General features: G+C 60.7%; 18 protein-coding genes and 3 tRNA genes. 16 read left to right on the plus strand and 5 right to left on the minus strand.

The genetic code is table 11. The features are described 5' to 3' along the window. Nucleotides 1-65: 65 nt before the first annotated feature. The 9 genes from AOA61_RS08050 (at nucleotide 66) to AOA61_RS08090 (ending at nucleotide 7,910) form a co-directional block, all read left to right on the plus strand. Complete coding sequence (locus AOA61_RS08050; RefSeq protein ID WP_099601493.1) at nucleotides 66-1,091, plus strand: NAD(P)H-dependent glycerol-3-phosphate dehydrogenase; 1,026 nt, start codon at nucleotides 66-68, stop codon at nucleotides 1,089-1,091. A 10-nt stretch (nucleotides 1,092-1,101) separates the two neighbouring features. Continuing rightward, a complete protein-coding gene (locus AOA61_RS08055; RefSeq protein WP_029292722.1) occupies nucleotides 1,102-1,449 on the plus strand; it encodes a DUF4389 domain-containing protein in 348 nt (115 codons plus the stop codon). Further along, nucleotides 1,446-1,895, plus strand: a complete 450-nt coding sequence (sixA, locus tag AOA61_RS08060; RefSeq protein WP_099601494.1) for a phosphohistidine phosphatase SixA — start codon at nucleotides 1,446-1,448, stop codon at nucleotides 1,893-1,895. Before AOA61_RS08055 ends, sixA begins: the two co-directional genes overlap by 4 nt. 85 nt (nucleotides 1,896-1,980) lie before the next feature. Continuing rightward, entirely contained in the window at nucleotides 1,981-3,630 is a 1,650-nt protein-coding gene (locus tag AOA61_RS08065; protein WP_099601495.1) for an AMP-binding protein, read from the plus strand. Between the two features lie 30 nt (nucleotides 3,631-3,660). Next, a complete protein-coding gene (locus AOA61_RS08070) occupies nucleotides 3,661-4,104 on the plus strand; it encodes a hotdog fold thioesterase (RefSeq protein WP_032889200.1) in 444 nt (147 codons plus the stop codon). A 97-nt stretch (nucleotides 4,105-4,201) separates the two neighbouring features. Next, a complete protein-coding gene (locus AOA61_RS08075) occupies nucleotides 4,202-5,005 on the plus strand; it encodes an alpha/beta fold hydrolase (RefSeq protein ID WP_032889203.1) in 804 nt (267 codons plus the stop codon). After that, entirely contained in the window at nucleotides 5,002-5,856 is an 855-nt protein-coding gene (locus AOA61_RS08080; RefSeq protein WP_032889206.1) for an alpha/beta hydrolase, read from the plus strand. The genes AOA61_RS08075 and AOA61_RS08080 overlap by 4 nt, the downstream gene beginning before the upstream one ends. A 102-nt stretch (nucleotides 5,857-5,958) precedes the next feature. After that, nucleotides 5,959-6,777 (plus strand): DUF4892 domain-containing protein, encoded by an 819-nt coding sequence (locus AOA61_RS08085; protein ID WP_032889207.1) that lies wholly within the window; start codon nucleotides 5,959-5,961, stop codon nucleotides 6,775-6,777. 71 nt (nucleotides 6,778-6,848) lie between these two features. Then, nucleotides 6,849-7,910, plus strand: coding sequence for an AI-2E family transporter (locus tag AOA61_RS08090; RefSeq protein ID WP_032889210.1), 1,062 nt, complete (start codon nucleotides 6,849-6,851; stop codon nucleotides 7,908-7,910). Here AOA61_RS08090 and AOA61_RS08095 read toward each other — a convergent pair. Beyond that, nucleotides 7,907-8,944: a HAMP domain-containing sensor histidine kinase gene (locus AOA61_RS08095; protein ID WP_095184269.1), complete on the minus strand. Its 1,038-nt coding sequence runs from the start codon at nucleotides 8,942-8,944 to the stop codon at nucleotides 7,907-7,909. The two genes, AOA61_RS08090 and AOA61_RS08095, sit on opposite strands and share 4 nt — an antisense overlap. After that, complete coding sequence (locus tag AOA61_RS08100; RefSeq protein ID WP_099601509.1) at nucleotides 8,944-9,708, minus strand: response regulator; 765 nt, start codon at nucleotides 9,706-9,708, stop codon at nucleotides 8,944-8,946. Before AOA61_RS08100 ends, AOA61_RS08095 begins: the two co-directional genes overlap by 1 nt. Nucleotides 9,709-9,967: 259 nt before the next feature. On the opposite strand from AOA61_RS08100, the gene pyrF reads away from it, so the two are divergent. Next, a complete protein-coding gene (gene pyrF / locus AOA61_RS08105; RefSeq protein ID WP_017734306.1) occupies nucleotides 9,968-10,666 on the plus strand; it encodes an orotidine-5'-phosphate decarboxylase in 699 nt (232 codons plus the stop codon). Nucleotides 10,667-10,725: 59 nt separating this feature from the next. Here the strand turns inward: pyrF and AOA61_RS08110 are convergent, their stop codons facing one another. Continuing rightward, complete coding sequence (locus AOA61_RS08110) at nucleotides 10,726-11,733, minus strand: NADP-dependent oxidoreductase (RefSeq protein ID WP_095184270.1); 1,008 nt, start codon at nucleotides 11,731-11,733, stop codon at nucleotides 10,726-10,728. Between the two features lie 228 nt (nucleotides 11,734-11,961). On the opposite strand from AOA61_RS08110, the gene AOA61_RS08115 reads away from it, so the two are divergent. The 3 genes from AOA61_RS08115 (at nucleotide 11,962) to AOA61_RS08125 (ending at nucleotide 16,421) form a co-directional block, all read left to right on the plus strand. Further along, nucleotides 11,962-12,723, plus strand: coding sequence for an SDR family oxidoreductase (locus AOA61_RS08115; RefSeq protein WP_099601496.1), 762 nt, complete (start codon nucleotides 11,962-11,964; stop codon nucleotides 12,721-12,723). Between the two features lie 202 nt (nucleotides 12,724-12,925). Continuing rightward, nucleotides 12,926-14,338 (plus strand): PLP-dependent aminotransferase family protein, encoded by a 1,413-nt coding sequence (locus tag AOA61_RS08120; RefSeq protein ID WP_099601497.1) that lies wholly within the window; start codon nucleotides 12,926-12,928, stop codon nucleotides 14,336-14,338. 115 nt (nucleotides 14,339-14,453) lie between these two features. Next, nucleotides 14,454-16,421 carry a methyl-accepting chemotaxis protein gene (locus AOA61_RS08125; protein WP_099601498.1) on the plus strand — a complete coding sequence of 656 codons (1,968 nt, stop codon included), beginning with the start codon at nucleotides 14,454-14,456 and terminating at the stop codon, nucleotides 16,419-16,421. Nucleotides 16,422-16,457: 36 nt separating this feature from the next. Here AOA61_RS08125 and AOA61_RS08130 read toward each other — a convergent pair whose 3' ends face one another. Together AOA61_RS08130 and AOA61_RS08135 are read right to left on the minus strand one after the other, a co-directional pair. After that, nucleotides 16,458-17,270, minus strand: coding sequence for an alpha/beta fold hydrolase (locus AOA61_RS08130; RefSeq protein WP_032889223.1), 813 nt, complete (start codon nucleotides 17,268-17,270; stop codon nucleotides 16,458-16,460). Nucleotides 17,271-17,369: 99 nt separating this feature from the next. Then, nucleotides 17,370-18,140, minus strand: coding sequence for a hypothetical protein (locus AOA61_RS08135; RefSeq protein ID WP_032889225.1), 771 nt, complete (start codon nucleotides 18,138-18,140; stop codon nucleotides 17,370-17,372). 358 nt (nucleotides 18,141-18,498) lie between these two features. Between AOA61_RS08135 and AOA61_RS08140 the strand changes: the two genes are divergently transcribed. From AOA61_RS08140 to AOA61_RS08150, 3 genes are all read left to right on the plus strand, one after another. After that, nucleotides 18,499-18,574: transfer RNA gene (locus AOA61_RS08140), tRNA-Glu, on the plus strand. 3 nt (nucleotides 18,575-18,577) lie between these two features. Continuing rightward, a tRNA-Gly gene (locus AOA61_RS08145) sits at nucleotides 18,578-18,653 on the plus strand. 105 nt (nucleotides 18,654-18,758) lie between these two features. Beyond that, nucleotides 18,759-18,831, plus strand: a tRNA-Glu gene (locus tag AOA61_RS08150). The last annotated feature ends 2 nt before the right edge of the window (nucleotides 18,832-18,833 follow it).

The raw sequence follows: 18,833 nt of genomic DNA on the forward strand, positions 1-18,833 counted from the left end.
TGGCCGCAAGCGGGTCGCTCCGTATAATGCCGCCATCGCCACTGGTATGGATTAACGGATTGCATATGACTGAGCAGCGCCCTATTGCGGTCCTGGGAGGCGGGAGTTTTGGTACCGCCGTGGCTAACCTGCTGGCCGAGAACGGTCACGCGGTGCGTCAGTGGATGCGCGATCCTGAGCAGGCCGAGGCCATCCGCGTGCATCGGGAAAACCCTCGTTACCTCAAAGGCATCAAGATTCATCCGGCGGTCCAGCCGGTCACCGATCTGTTGGCTACCCTGACGGACTGCGATCTGTGCATTGTCGCGCTGCCCTCCAGCGCCTTGCGCTCGGTATTGGCGCCCCATGCCGAACGTCTGGCAGGCAAGATGCTGGTCAGCCTGACCAAGGGCATCGAGGCGCAAACCTTCAAGTTGATGAGCGAAATCCTTGAAGAAATCGCGCCCCAGGCACGTATTGGCGTGTTGTCCGGGCCGAATCTCGCGCGGGAAGTCGCCGAGCACGCGCTCACCGCCACTGTGGTCGCCAGCGAAGACGAAGCCCTGTGCGAACGTGTCCAGGCGGTGCTGCATGGCCGTACTTTCCGCGTGTATGCCAGTAGTGATCGTTTCGGCGTCGAGTTGGGCGGTGCGCTCAAGAACGTCTACGCCATCATCGCCGGTATGGCAGTGGCGCTGGGCATGGGCGAAAACACCAAGAGCATGCTGATCACCCGTGCACTGGCGGAAATGACGCGCTTTGCGGTGAACCAAGGCGCCAACCCGATGACATTCCTCGGCCTTGCAGGCGTCGGCGACCTGATCGTTACGTGTTCGTCGCCGAAAAGTCGCAACTACCAGGTGGGTTTCGCCCTAGGCCAGGGGCTGAGCCTCGAAGACGCGGTGACGCGTCTGGGGGAAGTGGCCGAAGGCGTCAACACTCTCAAGGTACTGAAAGCCAAGGCTCAGGAAGTGGGCGTGTACATGCCGCTGGTCGCGGGGTTGCACGCGATCCTGTTTGAAGGGCGCACTTTGAACCAGGTTATCGAGTTGCTGATGCGCGCCGAGCCGAAAACCGATGTCGACTTTATTTCCACCAGTGGTTTCAACTGAGGAACGCGTCATGAACGATCCGAAAGCAGCCCCCAAGTACGAATCCATTGTCCTGCGCATCCTGTGGATGCTGGTGTTTGCCCTGGTGTGGCAAGTGGCGCAGTTCATTCTCGGCGCGCTGGTCGTGGTGCAACTGATCTATCGACTGATCTACGGCGCGCCGAACCTGGGCCTGATGAATTTTGGCGACAGCCTCAGCCAGTTCCTGGCGCAGATCGGCCGTTTCGGCAGCTTCCATAGCGAGCAGAAGCCTTGGCCGTTCGCCGACTGGCCAACCCCGCGCGCGCCCGAGGGCGAAGCCGCCCACAGCGTACCGCCAGCGCCGCACCCTGTGCGCGATGAAGAGCCGAAACTGTGAAACTATGGATTTTGCGCCACGGCGAGGCAGAAGGGCAGGCCCGCACCGACGCCGAACGTAACCTTACTGAGCATGGCCGTGGCGAAGTGTTGCGCAGTGCCGCGCATCTGATTGGCCAACCGCTCAGCGCCATTATCGCCAGCCCCTATGTGCGGGCGCAGCAAACCGCGCAATTGGTACGCGACGTGTTGGGGTTCGAGCCAGAAGTCCGCACCGTGCCTTGGCTGACACCGGAGGGCAACCCACTGCAGGTGCTGGAACAGCTCGACACGGATGACAATGTGCTGCTGGTCAGTCATCAGCCCTTGGTCGGCAGCTTGATCAGCTTTTTGCAGCACGGCCATCAGCGCCAGCCAGAGCCGATGTACACCGCCAGCCTGGCGGAATTGGAGGGCGACTTCCCGCTGGCCGGGCTGATGAGCCTGGTAAGTGTGAAGAACCCGTAGGCAATACCGCTGCTTTGTGTGTGCTATACAGTCAACCAAGCAAGTGCTTGGTTGGCTATGGTCGGACCACAAAGGAGCGCGTCCCATGCCCGTCGCTGTTCGTTTGCCGTTGCAGCTCTTCTTCGAACGTGAAGCGCGACACCCGCGCCAGGCTTATCTGGTTCAACCCGTTGGCGGGGGCGAGGTGCAGACCCTCACCTGGGGCGAGGTTGGCCAACAGGCTCGTCGCGCTGCGCACTGGCTGCGCGCCAGGGAGCTTCCTCAGGGCTCGCACATTGCCCTGATCTCGAAAAACTGCGCCCACTGGATCATCGCCGATCTGGCAATCTGGATGGCGGGGCATGTTTCGGTCCCTCTTTACCCCAATCTCACCGCCGATTCCGTTGGTCACGTACTCACTCATTCCGAGGCGGCGCTGGTGTTTGTCGGCAAGCTCGATGATTGGCCTGCCATGGCCCCCGGCGTTCCGGACGGTGTTCCGACCATCAGCCTGCCGCTGTGCCCACCCGGCGAGTTCGACTTCACGTGGGCAGACCTGCAAACCTGCTCACCGATCCAGGACAGCCCTGCACCCGTTGCCTCTGAACTGGCTACTGTCATCTACACGTCTGGCACCACGGGCTTGCCCAAGGGCGTGATGCACAGCTTTGGCACCCTGGGGTTTGCCGCCACACACGGTACCGAGTTGTTTGGCCTTGGGGAGGGCGACCGGCTGCTGTCGTACCTGCCGCTGTGCCATGTGGCTGAGCGGATGTTTGTAGAGATGGCCTCAATCTACACCGGGCAAACGGTATTTTTCGCCGAGAGCCTGGATACCTTTCTGACGGATTTGCGCAGGGCGAGGCCTACAGCGCTGTTTGGTGTGCCGCGTATCTGGACCAAATTCCAGCTGGGTGTTTACAGCAAAATCCCGGAAAAGCGCCTGGACACCCTGCTGCGGCTGCCGTTTATCGGCAAGCGCGTAGGCCGCAAGGTGCTCGCCGGCCTCGGATTGGATGCACTGCGAATTGCGTTGTCCGGTGCCGCGCCGGTTCCCGAGGCCTTGCTGCGATGGTATCAACGCCTGGGCCTGGATGTGCTGGAGGTATATGGCATGACCGAGAGCTGCGGCTATTCCCATGTGTGTCGTCCCGGCCAGCAGACAATCGGCTGGATCGGCCTGCCGTGCCCCGGTGTGGAAGTGCGCATCGATGCGTCGGGTGAGGTTCAGGTGCGCAGCGGCGCGACCATGCTCGGCTATTTCAAGGATCCTGGAAAAACGGCTGAAACCCTTACCGAAGACGGCTTCCTGCGCACGGGCGATAAAGGTGAGCAGGACGCTGAGGGTCGCCTGCGCTTGACCGGACGCCTCAAGGAAATCTTCAAGACCAGCAAGGGCAAATACGTGGCTCCGGCGCCGATTGAGAACCGTCTGGCGGAGCACGCGCTCATCGAACAAGTCTGCGTGGTGGGCGATGGCCTTGGCGCGCCAATCGGTTTGTGTGTGCTGTCAGCGCAGGACCAGGACCGGCAAGCGCTTGGCGCCAGCCTCGAACGCTGGCTGGAGCAGGTCAACCAGACGCTGGATAAACATGAGCGTTTGCGCCGTTTGGTGGTGGTCAAGGACAACTGGGCGGTGGAGAACGGCTTTCTGACCCCGACCTTGAAGATCAAGCGCAACGTGATCGAATCGACTTACGGTCCACAGTTTCAGGACTGGAGCGAGCGTTCCGAGGCGGTTGTGTGGCAGGATTAGGGTCATCATAAAACCAACAAGGACAACCGCATGAGCCTGTGGCGTACCCAACCGAATATCGAACAACTCAACGCCATCCAGAAAAACACCATCGGTGAACTGCTGGATATTCGCTTTGAAAGCTTTGACGACGAATCCCTGACCGCCAGCATGGTGGTTGATCACCGGACCCATCAACCTTACGGCCTGCTGCACGGCGGCGCTTCGGTGGTGCTGGCCGAAAGCGTTGGCTCTATGGCGGCTTACCTGTGCGTCGACGCCAGCAAGTTCTATTGCGTGGGCCTGGAGGTCAACGCCAATCACCTGCGTGGCGTGCGCAGTGGGCGAGTGACTGCGGTGGCCAGGGCGATCCATATCGGGCGCACCACCCAGGTGTGGGATATCCGCCTGACCACGGAAGATGGCAAGGCCAGCTGCGTTTCACGTCTGACCATGGCCGTGGTTCCGCTGGGCGAGAACCCGCCGGCACGATAGGCGTGGCGTGAGTGTCATCATTCCTGGCAGTTACAGTCATTGCTGTACTGCCCAGGCATGGTGACAATCAATTTCTGTATTTGTAGATGGGTCCGGTATGTCGCAGCACGTGTTTTTTGCTCACGCCAATGGCTTCCCTTCGGCCACCTACGGCAAGCTGTTTGCCGCCTTGGCGCCGGAGTACGCAGTGGCTCACCTGCCGCAGCACGGTCACGACCCCAGGTTCCCGGTGGACGATAACTGGCAGAATCTGGTGGACGAGTTGATCCACCATCTGGAGCAGCAGCCGGAGCCGGTATGGGGTGTGGGCCACTCTCTGGGCGGTGTGTTGCATTTGCACGCCGCCATGCGTTGCCCACAGTTCTATCGCGGCGTGGTGATGCTCGATTCGCCAGTGCTGACCCGCGCGGACCGCTGGGTGATCCGCGCCGCCAAGCGTTTCGGCTTTATCGACCGCCTGACCCCGGCCGGCCGCACGCTGGGCCGTCGTGAAGAGTTCAGCGACATCGACGCCGCGCGTAGTTACTTTGCTGGCAAGACCCTGTTCCGTGGCTTCGACCCGGAATGTTTCGACGCGTACTTGCAACACGGGCTTTACCAGGCGGGTGATCGCCTGCGCCTGCGCTTCGACCCAGCCACCGAAATCAGCATCTACCGTGGCGTACCCCACACCAGCCCCGGCCAGGTGCGCCAACTGAAGGTGCCGCTGGCAGTGGTGCGTGGCCGCCAAAGCCGGGTAGTGATGCGTCACCACGCCAGCGGGGTCGACCGTCTGCCCATGGGTGAAATGCTCACCATGCCCGGTGGCCATATGTTCCCACTCGAACGCCCTCAGGACACCGCGACCTTGATCAAAACCCTGTTCACTCGCTGGGAAGCCCGTGAGCGCAGTTGCGCATGAGCACGCCTGTCGAAGAAGTGCGCCTGAGCCTGCCTCATATCGAATTGGCGGCCCATCTATTTGGCCCCGAGGATGGCTTGCCAGTGATTGCCCTACATGGCTGGCTGGACAATGCCAACAGCTTTGCGCGTCTGGCGCCCAAGCTTTCAGGGTTGCGTATCGTGGCCCTGGACATGGCGGGGCATGGGCATTCCGCGCATCGTCCTACGGGTGCCGGATATGCCTTGTGGGATTACGTCCACGATGTACTGCAAGTCGCCGAGCAACTGGGTTGGAAACGTTTTGCATTACTTGGCCACTCCCTCGGAGCCATCGTTTCCCTGGTACTGGCCGGCGCGTTGCCGGAGCGGGTAACGCACTTGGGTTTGATCGACGGCGTGATCCCACCCACCGCCAGTGGTGAGAACGCTGCGGAACGTTTGGGCATGGCATTGCAGGCGCAATTGAACCTGCAGGGCAAGCGCAAACCGGTCTACAGCACCCTGGATCTAGCGGTCGAAGCGCGCATGAAAGGCTTGGTCGCCGTCAGCCGTGAAGCCGCAGAGCTACTGGCCCAGCGCGGTTTGATGCCGGTGCCGGGTGGTTACACCTGGCGTACGGACAGTCGTCTCACCCTGGCTTCGCCGATGCGTCTGACCGATGAGCAGGCAATGGCCTTCGTGCGGCGAGTGGGTTGCCCTACGCAGTTGGTGGTTGCCGCCGACGGTATGTTGGCGAAACATCCTGACTTGCTTTCCCAGCTGCCCTTTGCGGTAACTACGCTGCCAGGCGGCCATCATTTGCACCTGAATGATGAGCCCGGCGCAGTCCTTGTTGCAGACTGTTTCAATCGGTTCTTCTCCGCGCCTTGACTTGGGGCGGTCAACTGCCGAGGCTGGGCGGATTGAAAGGGAGTCAACCATGAATGTTTTCAACACCGCTACGACCTCCAATGGCCAGGGCTTTTTGAGCTTATGAGCGTGCGTAACGGATGTATCCGTATCCTGGGGCTGAGCCTGCTCAGCCCAATGGTATTCGCCGCCGACCTGCCGGGCAGCCAGGACCTGCCCACCGTGGCCCGACAGGTCGACACACAAATTGTCGATTACCGTCCCGCCGAAGAAAAAGAACGCATCTACCCCATGGGTGCGATCCGCAAGATCAGTGGCCAACTGCGCTATGAAGGCCAGGCCACCGCCCGGGGCCAAACCACCGCCATCACCTATGAATTGCCCGCTGAACACAGCTCCAGCGCCGCGTTCACCGCGACCCGCGAAGCATTGCAGGCAAAGGGTGCACAGCTGTTGTTCTGGTGTAAGGCCCGCGACTGCGGCGAGAGCAGCCTGTGGGCCAATGAGGTGTTCGGCAACGCCAAGCTGGTCGGCGCCGATGGCCAGCAGGAATACCTGCTGTTGCGTCTGGCCGCACCGCAGGACAATTCCTTGGTGGCGTTGTACGGCATCACCCGAGGCAACCGCCGGGCCTATCTGCATGTGGAACAACTGGACGCCAGCGCACCGCTGGGTGACCTGCTGCCCACCTCCGCGACCCTCTTGCGCGAATTGAAAAGCACCGGCGAACTGGATTTCCCCGCGCTGGGCGCCGAGCCTGACGACACCTGGTTGACCCTCATCTCCCGTGGCTTGAACCTCGATACCACCCTGCGCGTCAGCTTGACCGGCACCCACGCCGAAGCCTGGCGCCAGGCTTTGGTCGAAAAAGGCGTGCGCGCTGCGCGCCTTGAAACCGGAACCGGTGAAACCAAAGGTCTGCACCTGCATCTGATACGCTGACCCATATAAGGCGAACGGACCCGCGCCGTTCGCCTAAGCTTTCTTCCTACAGCCTTTTTCCGAGATACCCCATGCTCAATAACGATCGCCTGCTGGTGCAAATCCTGCTGCTGGTGCTCTTTGGTGCCAGTTTCTGGGTGATGGCGCCGTTCTGGTCGGCGCTGTTCTGGGGCGCCGTTCTGGCGTTCGCCAGTTGGCCACTGATGGTGCTGCTGACGCGCTGGTTGGGTGGCCGTGAATCCCTGGCTGCCGGCATCCTGACGCTGGGCTGGATGCTGTTGGTGGCGGTGCCGCTGGTGTGGCTGGGATTCAACCTGGCGGACCATGTGCGCGATGCGGTGGCGTTGATCAAGGATATCCAGGTAGACGGGCTGCCCGAGGCACCGAACTGGCTGGGCTCAATTCCCTTTGTGGGTGAGCGATTGGTCGGGATGTGGAACAGCATTGACGAGCAGGGTGCGGCGCTGATGGTCAGCATCAAGCCGTACCTGGGCCAAGTGGGGAACTGGCTGCTGGCGCGCAGTGCACAGATCGGCGGCGGTATCCTTGAGCTGACACTGAGCCTGGTGTTCGTGTTCTTTTTCTATCGCGATGGGCCACGGTTGGCGATGTTCGTGCATCGCCTGTTGGAGCGCTTGATCGGTGATCGCGCCGGTTATTACATCGAACTGGTTGCAGGTACTGTTCAACGTGTCGTCAACGGCGTGATCGGCACCGCTGCTGCCCAGGCATTGCTGGCGCTGATCGGTTTCTGGATTGCCGGCGTGCCGGGCGCCCTGGTGCTGGGGATCGTGACCTTCCTGCTCAGCCTGATCCCCATGGGCCCGCCGCTGGTGTGGATCCCGGCCACGGCGTGGCTGGCCTGGAAGGGCGATTACACCTATGCGGTGTTCCTGGGCGTGTGGGGTACGTTCATCATCAGCGGCGTGGACAACGTGCTCAAGCCGTACCTGATCAGCCGTGGCGGCAATCTGCCGTTGGTGATCGTTTTGCTTGGGGTGTTCGGCGGCTTGATCGCATTTGGTTTTATCGGCCTGTTTATTGGCCCGACCTTGTTGGCCGTGGCTTACAGCCTGTTGATGGATTGGAGCGCGACACAAGCTCAAGGGCGACGCGAAGACAAGCCTCTTTAAGCCCTGGGCAACCACATCACTGCAGTTAAACCGCCGCCTGGGGTCTCCTCCAGGCTCAGGCGGCCGCCGAGGCGCTCAGCGGCATCCTTGGAAATCGTCATCCCCAGGCCTACGCCACCGGAATTGCGGTTGCGTGAACCTTCCAGGCGGAAGAAGGGCTCAAACACCGCCTCGCGCATATCGGCGGCAATCCCAGGGCCGTGGTCGATCACGCGGATGATCAGGGCTTCGCGGCTGTCTTCAAGTTCAACACGCACCGTGCCGGCATAGCGCAAGGCATTGTCGATCAGGTTGTTCAAGCAGGAGCGCAGGGCCATCGGTTGCACCTGCAACGGAACGCAAGTGCCGGCGAATTGCACATCGGAGCCCTGGTCCTGGGCGTTTTCACTCAGTGATTCCACCAACGCCTGCACATCCAGCCAATGCCGTGTTTCGCTGGTGCGTTGTTCATGCAGGTAGCTCAGGGTGGCGTCGAGCATGTTGATCATGTCGTCCAGATCCTGGCGCATCTGGCCCTGCAACTTCGTGTCGTCGATCTGTTCCAGGCGTAGCTTGAGGCGTGACAGCGGAGTGCGAAGGTCATGTGAGACGGCGCCGAGCATACGTGCGCGTTGGCTGACCTGTTCGCGGATACGCCGTTGCATCAGGTTGAAGGTCGATGCTGCTTTGCGCGCTTCCTGCGGGCCGGACTCATCCAGCGGCGGGCTGTCGAGGTCCAGGCTCAGGCGCTCGGCCGCTTCGCTCAGACGCTGGATCGGCCGGCTCAGCAGCTTGGCGCCGTACCAGGCGGCAATGATCAGGCAGATGAACTGGAACGTCAGCGGGACCAGCGGGCCGCCAAACCACGGGCGGCGATGTTCCTTATGCCGTTGCGTCATAGTGCCATCAGGCTGTTCGACAAAGGCTTCCTGAGGCGGTGGCGGGGGAGGACCGTAATAACGAAACCAACAGATCGCCAGCACATGGGCCAGCACAATCGCCACCAGCAACACGCCGAACAGCCGACCAAACAGCGTATTGAAGGCGGCACGCATCAACCGATATCCCGCGCGTCAAACAGGTAGCCTTCGCCCCGCACAGTTTTGATCAACTGTGGTGCCTTGGGGTCATCCCCCAGTTTCTGACGCAGGCGCGACACCAGCAAGTCGATGCTGCGATCAAACGCTTCGATGGATCGCCCACGAGCGGCATCCAGCAATTGCTCACGGCTCAACACCCGCCGCGGGCGCTCGATAAACACCCACAACAGACGAAACTCGGCGTTGGACAGCGGCACCACGAGGCCATCGTCCGCCACCAGTTGGCGCAACACGCTATTGAGGCGCCAGTTGTCGAAACGGATATTGGCGCGCTGTTCGGTGCGGTCATCACGCACTCGGCGCAGGATAGTCTGGATACGTGCCACCAGTTCGCGCGGTTCGAAAGGCTTGGACATGTAGTCGTCGGCGCCCAGTTCCAGACCGATGATGCGGTCGGTGGGTTCGCAGCGGGCGGTAAGCATCAGGATCGGTATATCCGACTCCGAGCGCAGCCAGCGGCACAGCGAAAGGCCGTCCTCGCCTGGCAGCATCAGGTCGAGCACCACCACGTCAAAGGTGTCGGCTTGCATGGCCAGGCGCATCGCGGCGCCGTCGGTGACGCCGGTGGCGAGGATATTGAAGCGTGCCAGGTAGTCGATCAGCAGTTCGCGAATCGGCACATCGTCGTCGACGATCAGCGCGCGGGTATTCCAGCGCTTGTCATCGGCGGTCACCGCGCCTTTTTGTTCGTCGTTCACTGGGACAAAAGGGGTATGCATAGTGCGATCATCTGCCTGGTTGTTGCGGTCAGCATAGGCGCCCAGCCCCATGGCTGGAAGTGCTGGTCGTTGGGTCGTGCGGGCGAGGCTAGCGGTGGGGCGTGTTGGGGGCATGTCGTGAATGTATCAACTTTGAAATATTTGCCCGAAAGGCCCGCCAAATGCCGGTTGGTCAGTATTTACCGATCATCGGATCCCGCAACGCCGCTGCTTGCGCTACAATCCGCGCCGATTTCGACTTGCCTGAGAGCCCATTCCAATGTCCGTCTGCCAGACTCCTATCATCGTCGCCCTGGATTACCCCACCCGTGACGCCGCACTGAAGCTGGCTGACCAGTTGGACCCCAAGCTTTGCAGGGTCAAGGTTGGCAAGGAACTGTTCACCAGCTGTGCCGCAGAAATCGTCGGCACCCTGCGTGACAAAGGCTTCGAAGTGTTCCTCGATCTGAAATTCCACGATATCCCGAATACCACCGCCATGGCGGTCAAGGCCGCCGCCGAAATGGGCGTGTGGATGGTCAACGTGCACTGCTCCGGCGGCCTGCGCATGATGACCGCCTGCCGCGAAGTGCTGGAACAGCGCAGCGGCCCTAAACCCCTGCTGATCGGTGTGACCGTGCTGACCAGCATGGAGCGCGAAGACCTGGCCGGTATCGGCCTGGACATCGAGCCTCAGGAGCAGGTACTGCGCCTGGCAGCCCTGGCCCAGAAAGCCGGCCTTGATGGCTTGGTGTGCTCGGCGCTGGAAGCCCAGGCCTTGAAGACCGCCCATCCGTCGTTGCAATTGGTGACCCCGGGGATCCGCCCGGCGGGCAGCGCCCAGGATGACCAGCGCCGTATCCTGACCCCGCGTCAGGCACTCGATGCAGGTTCTGACTACCTGGTGATCGGTCGCCCGATCAGCCAAGCGGCGGATCCGGCCAAGGCGTTGGCGGCGGTCGTTGCCGAGATCGCCTGATCCGAATGGGGAAGGGGCTTGCTGTAGCGAGCCCCTTCTCACATTTGCTATGCAGTGTGTCAGCTGACCTTAAGCACCAATTTCCCAAAGTTCTCGCCGTTGAATAACTTCATCAACGTCTCCGGGAACGTCTCCAGGCCCTCGACAATATCCTCTTTGCTCTTGAGCTTGCCCTGCGCCATCCAGCCGGCCATTTCCTGCCCGGCGGCGGCAAAATTCGCCGCGTGATCCATCACCACAAAGCCTTCCATCCGCGCGCGATTGACCAGCAGCGACAGGTAGTTGGCCGGGCCTTTCACAGCTTCCTTATTGTTGTACTGGCTGATGGCGCCGCAAATCACCACCCGCGCCTTCAGCGCCAGGCGGCTAAGTACTGCGTCAAGAATGTCGCCGCCGACGTTATCGAAATACACATCCACGCCCTTCGGGCATTCGCGCTTGAGGGCGGCGGGTACGTCTTCGTTCTTGTAGTCGATGGCTGCATCAAAGCCCAATTCGTCTACCAGAAACTTGCACTTGTCAGCGCCACCGGCGATGCCGACCACGCGGCAACCTTTCAGCTTGGCGATCTGCCCGGCAATACTGCCCACGGCGCCGGCTGCACCGGAAATGACCACGGTTTCACCTTCCTTGGGTGCGCCGGTGTCCAGGAGCGCGAAGTAGGCAGTCATGCCGGTCATGCCCAGTGCAGAAAGGTAGCGGGGCAGAGGGGCGAGCTTTGGGTCGACGGTGTAGAAACCGCGCGGCTCGCCGAGGAAATAATCCTGCACGCCCAAGGCACCATTCACGTAGTCGCCGACCGCGAATTTCGGGTTGTTCGAGGCAATCACCTTGCCCACGCCGAGCGCGCGCATCACCTCGCCGATACCGACGGGGGGAATGTAGGACTTGCCTTCATTCATCCAGCCACGCATGGCCGGGTCGAGGGACAAGTATTCATTGCGTACCAGCACTTGCCCGTCCTGGGGTGTGCCCACCGGTACTTCCTGGTACGTGAAGGTTTCCCGCGTCGCCGCGCCGACCGGGCGTTTGGCGAGCAGGAATTGGCGGTTGGTCTGGGCAGTCATGGCAGGGACTCTTAAGAAGTGGAGCATGAGTGATAGACCTTGAGCGGGTTGGGGGCAAGGTCGGCTGAAGGCGCGAATGCTGGTCGATAGGCTGCGTTGATAGTGCGCAGGGTGTCCTTATCACTGGTACTCATGCAGCCCTAACCGGGCGTTTGATAGTGCTGACGCGCCAGTGTCAGTGTTGGCTAGACTCGGCCCACGGCTATTTCTCCCATAGGACATTCCCCCATGAGCATGACGTTTTCCGGCCAAGTCGCCCTGGTGACCGGCGCCGCCGCCGGTATTGGCCGCGCCACCGCGCTGGCGTTCGCCGCCGAAGGTTTGAAGGTCGTGGTTGCCGACCTGGATGTGGAGGGCGGCGAGGGCACTGTCGCGCTGATCCATCAGTCCGGTGGCGAGGCGTTGTTTGAACGCTGCAACGTCACACAGGAGGCGGATGTGCAGCAATTGATGGCGCAGACCATCGGCGCTTATGGCCGCTTGGACTACGCCTTTAATAACGCCGGCATCGAGATTGAGAAGGGCAAGCTGGCGGACGGCAGCCTGGATGAGTTCGACGCCATCATGGGCGTCAATGTCAAAGGCGTGTGGCTGTGCATGAAGTACCAATTGCCACTGTTGCTGGCCCAAGGCGGCGGGGCCATTGTCAACACCGCGTCGGTCGCGGGCCTGGGGGCGGCGCCGAAGATGAGCATCTACGCGGCCTCCAAGCATGCAGTGATCGGCCTGACCAAATCGGCGGCCATTGAGTACGCCAAGAAGAAAGTTCGCGTTAACGCCGTTTGCCCGGCGGTGATCGACACCGATATGTTCCGCCGTGCCTATGAGGCCGACCCACGCAAGGCTGAATTCGCCGCCGCCATGCACCCGGTTGGGCGTATCGGCAAAGTAGAAGAAATCGCCAGCGCCGTGCTTTACCTATGCAGCGATGGCGCCGCATTCACCACCGGGCACGCCTTGGCGGTGGACGGTGGCGCGACGGCGATCTAGGACCTCGCGTCGCCCTCTATTCGAAAACGTCTTGGGGGGATGTGGGGCTTTTCCAGAGCTGGCAAAACGCCGCGACCGAATATGTGTCAGTAGGTAAATAATTCAATTAAATCAATACTTTAATAAATTTGTGTGACCGGCAGTCAACGGCTTCTGTGCTTAACTCTTCGGGTTGATAACAGACAGTTGAAGTGAGTGGCTCATGGATTTAAGGATTGATCGACAAGCCCTTGTACCGGTGGTGCAGCAAATTGTCAGTGCAGTGGCGCAATGGATTCGCAAGGACGAGGTAAGCCCCGGCACACGCTTGCCCTCCATCCGCCAACTGGCTCGGGATAATCTGCTCAGCCAATCCAGCGTGATCGAAGCATTCGAACGGATGGTCGCCCAGGGAGTGCTGGCCCCCCGGCAAGGCTCGGGATTTGTAGTGGCCCAGCCAGCCGTCTCCCACGAAGGCAATTGGTATGAAGGGGCGGAGCGCGAATGGGGGGCCTTTGCCGATAATCCGCTGGGCGAGTTGAAACTGGGCTGCGGCTGGTTGCCAGACGCCTGGCGCGAAAGCGATGACATCAGTTACGCAATCCGTGAAGTTACCCGCACCGACACTGCAGCACTGTTCAACTACAGCACGCCCTTAGGTTTACCCGCGTTGCGCGAACAACTGGCCAAGCGCCTGACTCAGATTCATATCCCCTCCAGCGTGGACTGCATCCTCACTACCGCGGGCGCTGGCCATGCCCAGGACCTGCTGATACGCACGCTGCTCAAGGCCGGCGATTGCGTGGTGGTCGAAACCCCGGGGTACGGCAACCTCTATCAACAATTGGCGTTCCAGGGGGTGCAACTGCTGGAGGTGCCGCGTACCCAAGGCGGCCCCGACCTCCTGGCCCTGGAAGCGTTACTACAAGACCATCGGCCAAAATGCCTGTTCATCCACAGCCTTTATCACAACCCCACCGGGACGAGTCTGTGCCGCGAGGTGGCCGAGCGTTTGCTGGAACTGGCGCACCGCGAAAACTTCCTGATCATTGAAGAAGACGTCTACGGCGATCTGCAACATGCCAGTTGCATACGGCTCGCGGCATTGCCCCATGATGACCGGGTGATCTATGTCGCGAGTTTCTCCAAGACCCTGAGCAGTGCGTTGCGCGTGGGGTATCTCACTGCCAGTTCGGCGATCATCACGCAACTGGCCAGCCTCAAGACCTTGACCGGATTCGGCACCTCGCGGTTTGCCGAGGCAGTGGTTGCTACGCTATTGGCCAATGGCACCTATCGTAAATGGGTACAGCGCCTGCGCAAGCGACTGGGCACTGAAATGAGAGCCACCCTGCAAGTGCTGGAAGACGAGGAGTGGGAGGTGTTCGCGGTGCCTGCCGGAGGCATGTTCCTGTGGGCGCGGCCGGGGGAGGCGCAACCTTCGCTGTTGCAGAGATGTGCCCGACGTCTGGGAGTGTTGTTGTCTCCCGGGGCGTTGTTCAGCCCAACGGCGGAGCCCTATGATTGGCTGCGCATCAATGTGGCCTATGCAACTGATCCACGGGCTTTGGCATTGTTCCGTGCCATGGGGCCTACCAGATCGACCTCGACCATTCTGAAAACGACGAGCGTGTAGCTTTTTGCCATTATTGTGGCGCCAACGTCTTGTGCTCAGTGCCTTGTGGTTGCGAATCTCGCTGGATGTCAATCGGGCTTGATGGCATCTGCCATTGCAAGAGGATTCAAGTGCAATGATTTCAGGCGTGCAACGACGTTTCGCCAACCTCGGTATGGCGAAAAAACTGGGTTTGGGCTTCATGCTGGTGCTGCTGCTGACGGCGTTGGTAGCAGCTATCGGCGTGTGGTCCCTGCAGACCGTTGGCCAGCGTTTCGAGGGGCTCAAGGCCATGTCTTCGCTCAACAGCGGCTTGCTCAAGGTGCGCCTGATCGAGCAGGACTACGCGCTGCACGCCGACCCCAAGGCTGTCGACGCCCTGCATGAAAGCGTTGACGCCTTGGCGGCCCAGGCCGCCGCCCTCAAGGCGCAGTCTGCGGCGAATGTGCCGGTGATGAATGACGTCGAGCAGGCCTTGGTCGCCTACCGCCAGGCGTTCGATGAGTTTGTCGAGCTGACCCAGACCAAGGATCTGGCGCTGGAAATGGCCACTTGGTCAGTGTCCAGCGTGGCGAACAACCTGGACGTGTTGCAGGCCGGCCTGGCGGACGACGGGGCTTATGGCCTCAAGGAAAGCCAGGGCAAGGAGGGCGCCGAGTTTATCGAGCAGGCTGGTCAGGTCAGTCAGGTGTCGCGCTTGATGTTGCAGGCCATGAACGAAGCCCACGTACGCTTGGACCAGAGCCGCAAAGTGGATGCCGAGGATGCCGAGCAAGGCAAGATCGAGCAGGCTGACCAGGCTCTTGCTCAAGTCGAGCAACTGAAAACGTCGGTCAAGGACTCCGGTTATCAGACGGTGCTCAATGAAGTTTCCGGGCACATTGCCGCGTTCAGCGAGAAGCTGGGTGAATACACCGGCCTGTTGGCCCAGGAAAAAGTGGTCTACAAACAACTGCATGACCGGGCGGCCCTAGTGGTCAGCCGGGTCAACCAGGCCTATGACGCCGAAGACCTGTCGATGCAGGCACAACTGAAAAAAAACGCGATGTTGATCATCGTCTCGTCGGCCCTGGCTTTGCTGGTGGGGCTGATTGCAGCGTGGGTGATTACCCGTTTGATCGTCGCGCCGCTGCGCAGTGTGATCGCGGTGGCGCAGCAGATTGCCGCCGGGGATTTGAGCGGGCGTATGGAGGTCAGTCGTCGTGATGAAATCGGCCAGTTGATGCAGGCGATGCAACAGATGGGCAACGGCCTGAGCCAGATGGTCAGCGGCCTGCAGGCCGGTATCGAGCAATTGGCCAGCTCGGCGCAGTCGCTCTCCAGCGTGACCGAGCAAACCAATGTCGAGGTCAGCAGCCAGAAGGAGGAAACCGAGCAGGTGGCCACTGCTATGAACCAGATGACCGCCACGGTGCATGATGTGGCGCGCAACGCTGAAGAGGCCGCGCAAGCCGCGCAGACCGCGGATGACAAGGTCGACAGCGGTCAGCAAGTGGTGCGCCAGAGTTTGCAGCGCATCGAGTTGCTGGCAACTTCCAGTAACAATGCCAGTGCGAGCATCGAGAGCCTCAGTGCCGAAATCCAGAACATTGGCACTGTGTTGGGCGTGATCAAAAGCGTGGCGGAGCAGACCAACTTGCTGGCCCTGAACGCGGCCATCGAGGCTGCCCGTGCGGGTGAGCAGGGCCGTGGCTTTGCGGTAGTGGCCGATGAAGTGCGGGCGCTGGCCAAGCGTACCCAGCAATCGACCGAAGAAATCGAGCGGTTGGTCAGCACCTTGCGCAGCGCGGCGCAATCATCGGTGCAGCAGATCCAGCAAAGCGGTGAGCTGGTCAAACTGGCGGTCAGCGATGCCCTGGAAACCGAGAGCGCCCTGGGCAGCATCGCAGTGGCGGTGTCGTTGATCCAGCAGATGAACCAGCAGATCGCCGCTGCCGCTGAGGAACAAAGCTCGGTGGCTGAAGAGATCAACCGTAGCGTCACCAGTATTCGTGCGAGTGCCGATCAATCGGCGTTGAGCATGCAGGGCAATGCGGCGTCGAGTATCCAGCTGGCGCAGTTGGGGGCGGAGCTCAAGGGGATGGTGGGGCATTTCCGCCTTTGATCGCAGCACCGAGGCTGCGATCAAAGGGGAGGGCGATCAAGCGTGGTTTGCGAGAAAGGTCAGCAGCGCTTCGTTGACGAAGTCCGGGTTCTCCCGGCTGGAGATATGCCCTGCGTCTGGAATCAACGTCAGTGCGCAGCCAATCAGTTCGGCCATTTCCTTGGACTCGACGGGTGGACGAGGTTTGTCCTGCTCGCCGCACATCACCAAAGTGGTATCGGCGTCCAGGCGCGGTAGTTGCTCCAGCACATCGTCGCGGCTGAAGATCAACTGGCCCAAGGGCACGACGCTCTGCAGCAGGCGTTCTCGGGAAAAGGCCCGCAGTGACGTGCGAAAGTCCTGGTACAGCGCTGATTCTCGGTCGATGTCCGGGCGGAAGAAGATCGGTGCGATCACATCCAGCAACGGCTCGGGGATGGCGCCGGCGTCTTCAATCATCTTGAACAGCGAGAAGTAATACTGGCGCGTGGCCTCGGGCTCGGCGCCGAGGTAGGTGTCCATCAGTATTAGGCTGTTGATGCGTTCGGGGGCCTGCAACGCCAGGCGCGCGCCCCACATACCGCCGACCGAGAGGCCCACCAGGTTGATCTGCGTGATAGCCAAGTGATCCAGCAGGGCCAAGGTCTGGCGTGCGAGGTCGTCGAGGGAGCGCGTTTGCGTGGGCAGTTGGCCCGATTCACCGTGGCCCCATAGCTCGGGCACGATCACACGGTACTGTTGCGACAGGGCGTCGATCTGCGGTGCCCACATGTCGCGGTTCCACAGGTAGCTGGAGCCCAGCAGCACGGCCGGGCCGGTGCCTTGGTCGAGGTAGTGCAGGGGTTGTCCATCAATGACGGCGATAGGCATAGCAGGCCTCTGACTTCACGGAGTGAGGCGCACTTTTTTACGCTAGTCGGGGGGCGGAGGATAGGTGCCAGGATGATGGCACCTATTATTTTGCGAGGATCAATCGTAGATGACTTTCTTCTTCCACTCGGCGTCGGCGTCGACTTCTTTCATGCCTTGGGTCAGTTCGTTGACCTCTTCTGCGGCCTGTTTGCTGTTAGCCAGCACGGTGGAGTTGGCGCGGGCCAGTTGGCCTTCCAGCAATTGCAGCTGGGCGCTGTAGAGTACCGGCTCCGGCTGTTTGCGCAGGTACTGCACACCACGCTCGAAGGCCAGGCGTGCCTGGCCCGGTTGGCCCTGCTGCAGCGCGTGCTGGCCGAGGTTGTTGAAGAACTCGATGTGCAGCAGCACCAGGATATGGCGGATTTCTTTGATCCAATGCTTGGCTTCGTTGGAGGGTAGGAAACCGTCCTGGGCTGCGCGCGTGACCTGGCCGTGCAGGGCTTCCAGCAGGAAGCGCACGTCCTTGGCCTTGGCTTCGGTCTGGATCGGTGCCGGGGGGTTGTTGACCGGGATCGATTCGCCCTGGGCCACCAGTGTGTTCAGCTCAGTGATGCGCGCTTTAATAGGAGCACTGGTCTTGTTGAGGTTCAACAGGCGCTGGTTCACGTTGAGCTCCAGGCGGGTCAACAACAGTTTGAGCGCCGGGGTCATCAGTTGGCCTGGGAATGTTTCGGTGATCTCACCGCAACGGCGCAGGCGATCGTTAAGCTCGATCTGGACGCGCTGCTTTTCCAGCTTGTTGTTTTCCACCACGTGGTTCATATAGCCAATGGCGATCAGTATTACGATCCCGGCTATTACCAGCAGGGTGATCATGAGTGGTGTCACCGTTGTGACCTCTTTATAGGGTTTGCAATGGAGTGTAGTGACTGGGCCGGCTATCGGATAGGGCTGATCGACCAGCTGCCCGGGTAGTTTCTTCTATATAGACAAGCGCTCCCTGCGTAGATGCACATTGCCATTATTTGCCAGGGCGAACTATAACGTCTTGTCGGGTGCCAGAATATAGGCGTCAAGGTGCGGACGGGCAGAATGCTCGCAACGGCTGGTAAACGCGGGCGAAGTCATTGATTTTAATAAATTTATCCTTGGGGGTTGACGATCCCCCAATCCATCCATAGAATGCGCGCCACTTAAAGCGTAAAGCACACAGCGAAACGCGTTGAGTAGTGAATGTTGTACGTGTGTCCCCTTCGTCTAGTGGCCTAGGACACCGCCCTTTCACGGCGGTAACAGGGGTTCGAGTCCCCTAGGGGACGCCATATGCGGGAATAGCTCAGTTGGTAGAGCACGACCTTGCCAAGGTCGGGGTCGCGAGTTCGAGTCTCGTTTCCCGCTCCAATTTACAAACAGTGTGGCTTTCGGGCGGCACTGAGTGAAACCAGGACCCAATCTTCGGATGAGGCCTCTGGGCACTGAAATACACACCATGTGTTTCAGTAGCGTGTCCCCTTCGTCTAGTGGCCTAGGACACCGCCCTTTCACGGCGGTAACAGGGGTTCGAGTCCCCTAGGGGACGCC

The sequence above is a fragment of the Pseudomonas sp. 2995-1 genome (assembly GCF_002742505.1).
GTDB lineage: Bacteria > Pseudomonadota > Gammaproteobacteria > Pseudomonadales > Pseudomonadaceae > Aquipseudomonas > Aquipseudomonas sivasensis.

What these genes read in the sequence shown, in the direction of transcription:
- AOA61_RS08050 (WP_099601493.1), top strand. Translation starts at nt 66, where the DNA reads ATGACTGAGCAGCGCCCTATTGCGGTCCTGGGAGGCGGGAGTTTTGGT.
- AOA61_RS08055 (WP_029292722.1), top strand. Translation starts at nt 1,102, where the DNA reads ATGAACGATCCGAAAGCAGCCCCCAAGTACGAATCCATTGTCCTGCGC.
- AOA61_RS08065 (WP_099601495.1), top strand. Translation starts at nt 1,981, where the DNA reads ATGCCCGTCGCTGTTCGTTTGCCGTTGCAGCTCTTCTTCGAACGTGAA.
- AOA61_RS08070 (WP_032889200.1), top strand. Translation starts at nt 3,661, where the DNA reads ATGAGCCTGTGGCGTACCCAACCGAATATCGAACAACTCAACGCCATC.
- AOA61_RS08075 (WP_032889203.1), top strand. Translation starts at nt 4,202, where the DNA reads ATGTCGCAGCACGTGTTTTTTGCTCACGCCAATGGCTTCCCTTCGGCC.
- AOA61_RS08080 (WP_032889206.1), top strand. Translation starts at nt 5,002, where the DNA reads ATGAGCACGCCTGTCGAAGAAGTGCGCCTGAGCCTGCCTCATATCGAA.
- AOA61_RS08085 (WP_032889207.1), top strand. Translation starts at nt 5,959, where the DNA reads ATGAGCGTGCGTAACGGATGTATCCGTATCCTGGGGCTGAGCCTGCTC.
- AOA61_RS08090 (WP_032889210.1), top strand. Translation starts at nt 6,849, where the DNA reads ATGCTCAATAACGATCGCCTGCTGGTGCAAATCCTGCTGCTGGTGCTC.
- AOA61_RS08095 (WP_095184269.1), bottom strand. Translation starts at nt 8,944, where the DNA reads ATGCGTGCCGCCTTCAATACGCTGTTTGGTCGGCTGTTCGGCGTGTTG.
- AOA61_RS08100 (WP_099601509.1), bottom strand. Translation starts at nt 9,708, where the DNA reads ATGCATACCCCTTTTGTCCCAGTGAACGACGAACAAAAAGGCGCGGTG.
- pyrF (WP_017734306.1), top strand. Translation starts at nt 9,968, where the DNA reads ATGTCCGTCTGCCAGACTCCTATCATCGTCGCCCTGGATTACCCCACC.
- AOA61_RS08110 (WP_095184270.1), bottom strand. Translation starts at nt 11,733, where the DNA reads ATGACTGCCCAGACCAACCGCCAATTCCTGCTCGCCAAACGCCCGGTC.
- AOA61_RS08115 (WP_099601496.1), top strand. Translation starts at nt 11,962, where the DNA reads ATGAGCATGACGTTTTCCGGCCAAGTCGCCCTGGTGACCGGCGCCGCC.
- AOA61_RS08120 (WP_099601497.1), top strand. Translation starts at nt 12,926, where the DNA reads ATGGATTTAAGGATTGATCGACAAGCCCTTGTACCGGTGGTGCAGCAA.
- AOA61_RS08125 (WP_099601498.1), top strand. Translation starts at nt 14,454, where the DNA reads ATGATTTCAGGCGTGCAACGACGTTTCGCCAACCTCGGTATGGCGAAA.
- AOA61_RS08130 (WP_032889223.1), bottom strand. Translation starts at nt 17,270, where the DNA reads ATGCCTATCGCCGTCATTGATGGACAACCCCTGCACTACCTCGACCAA.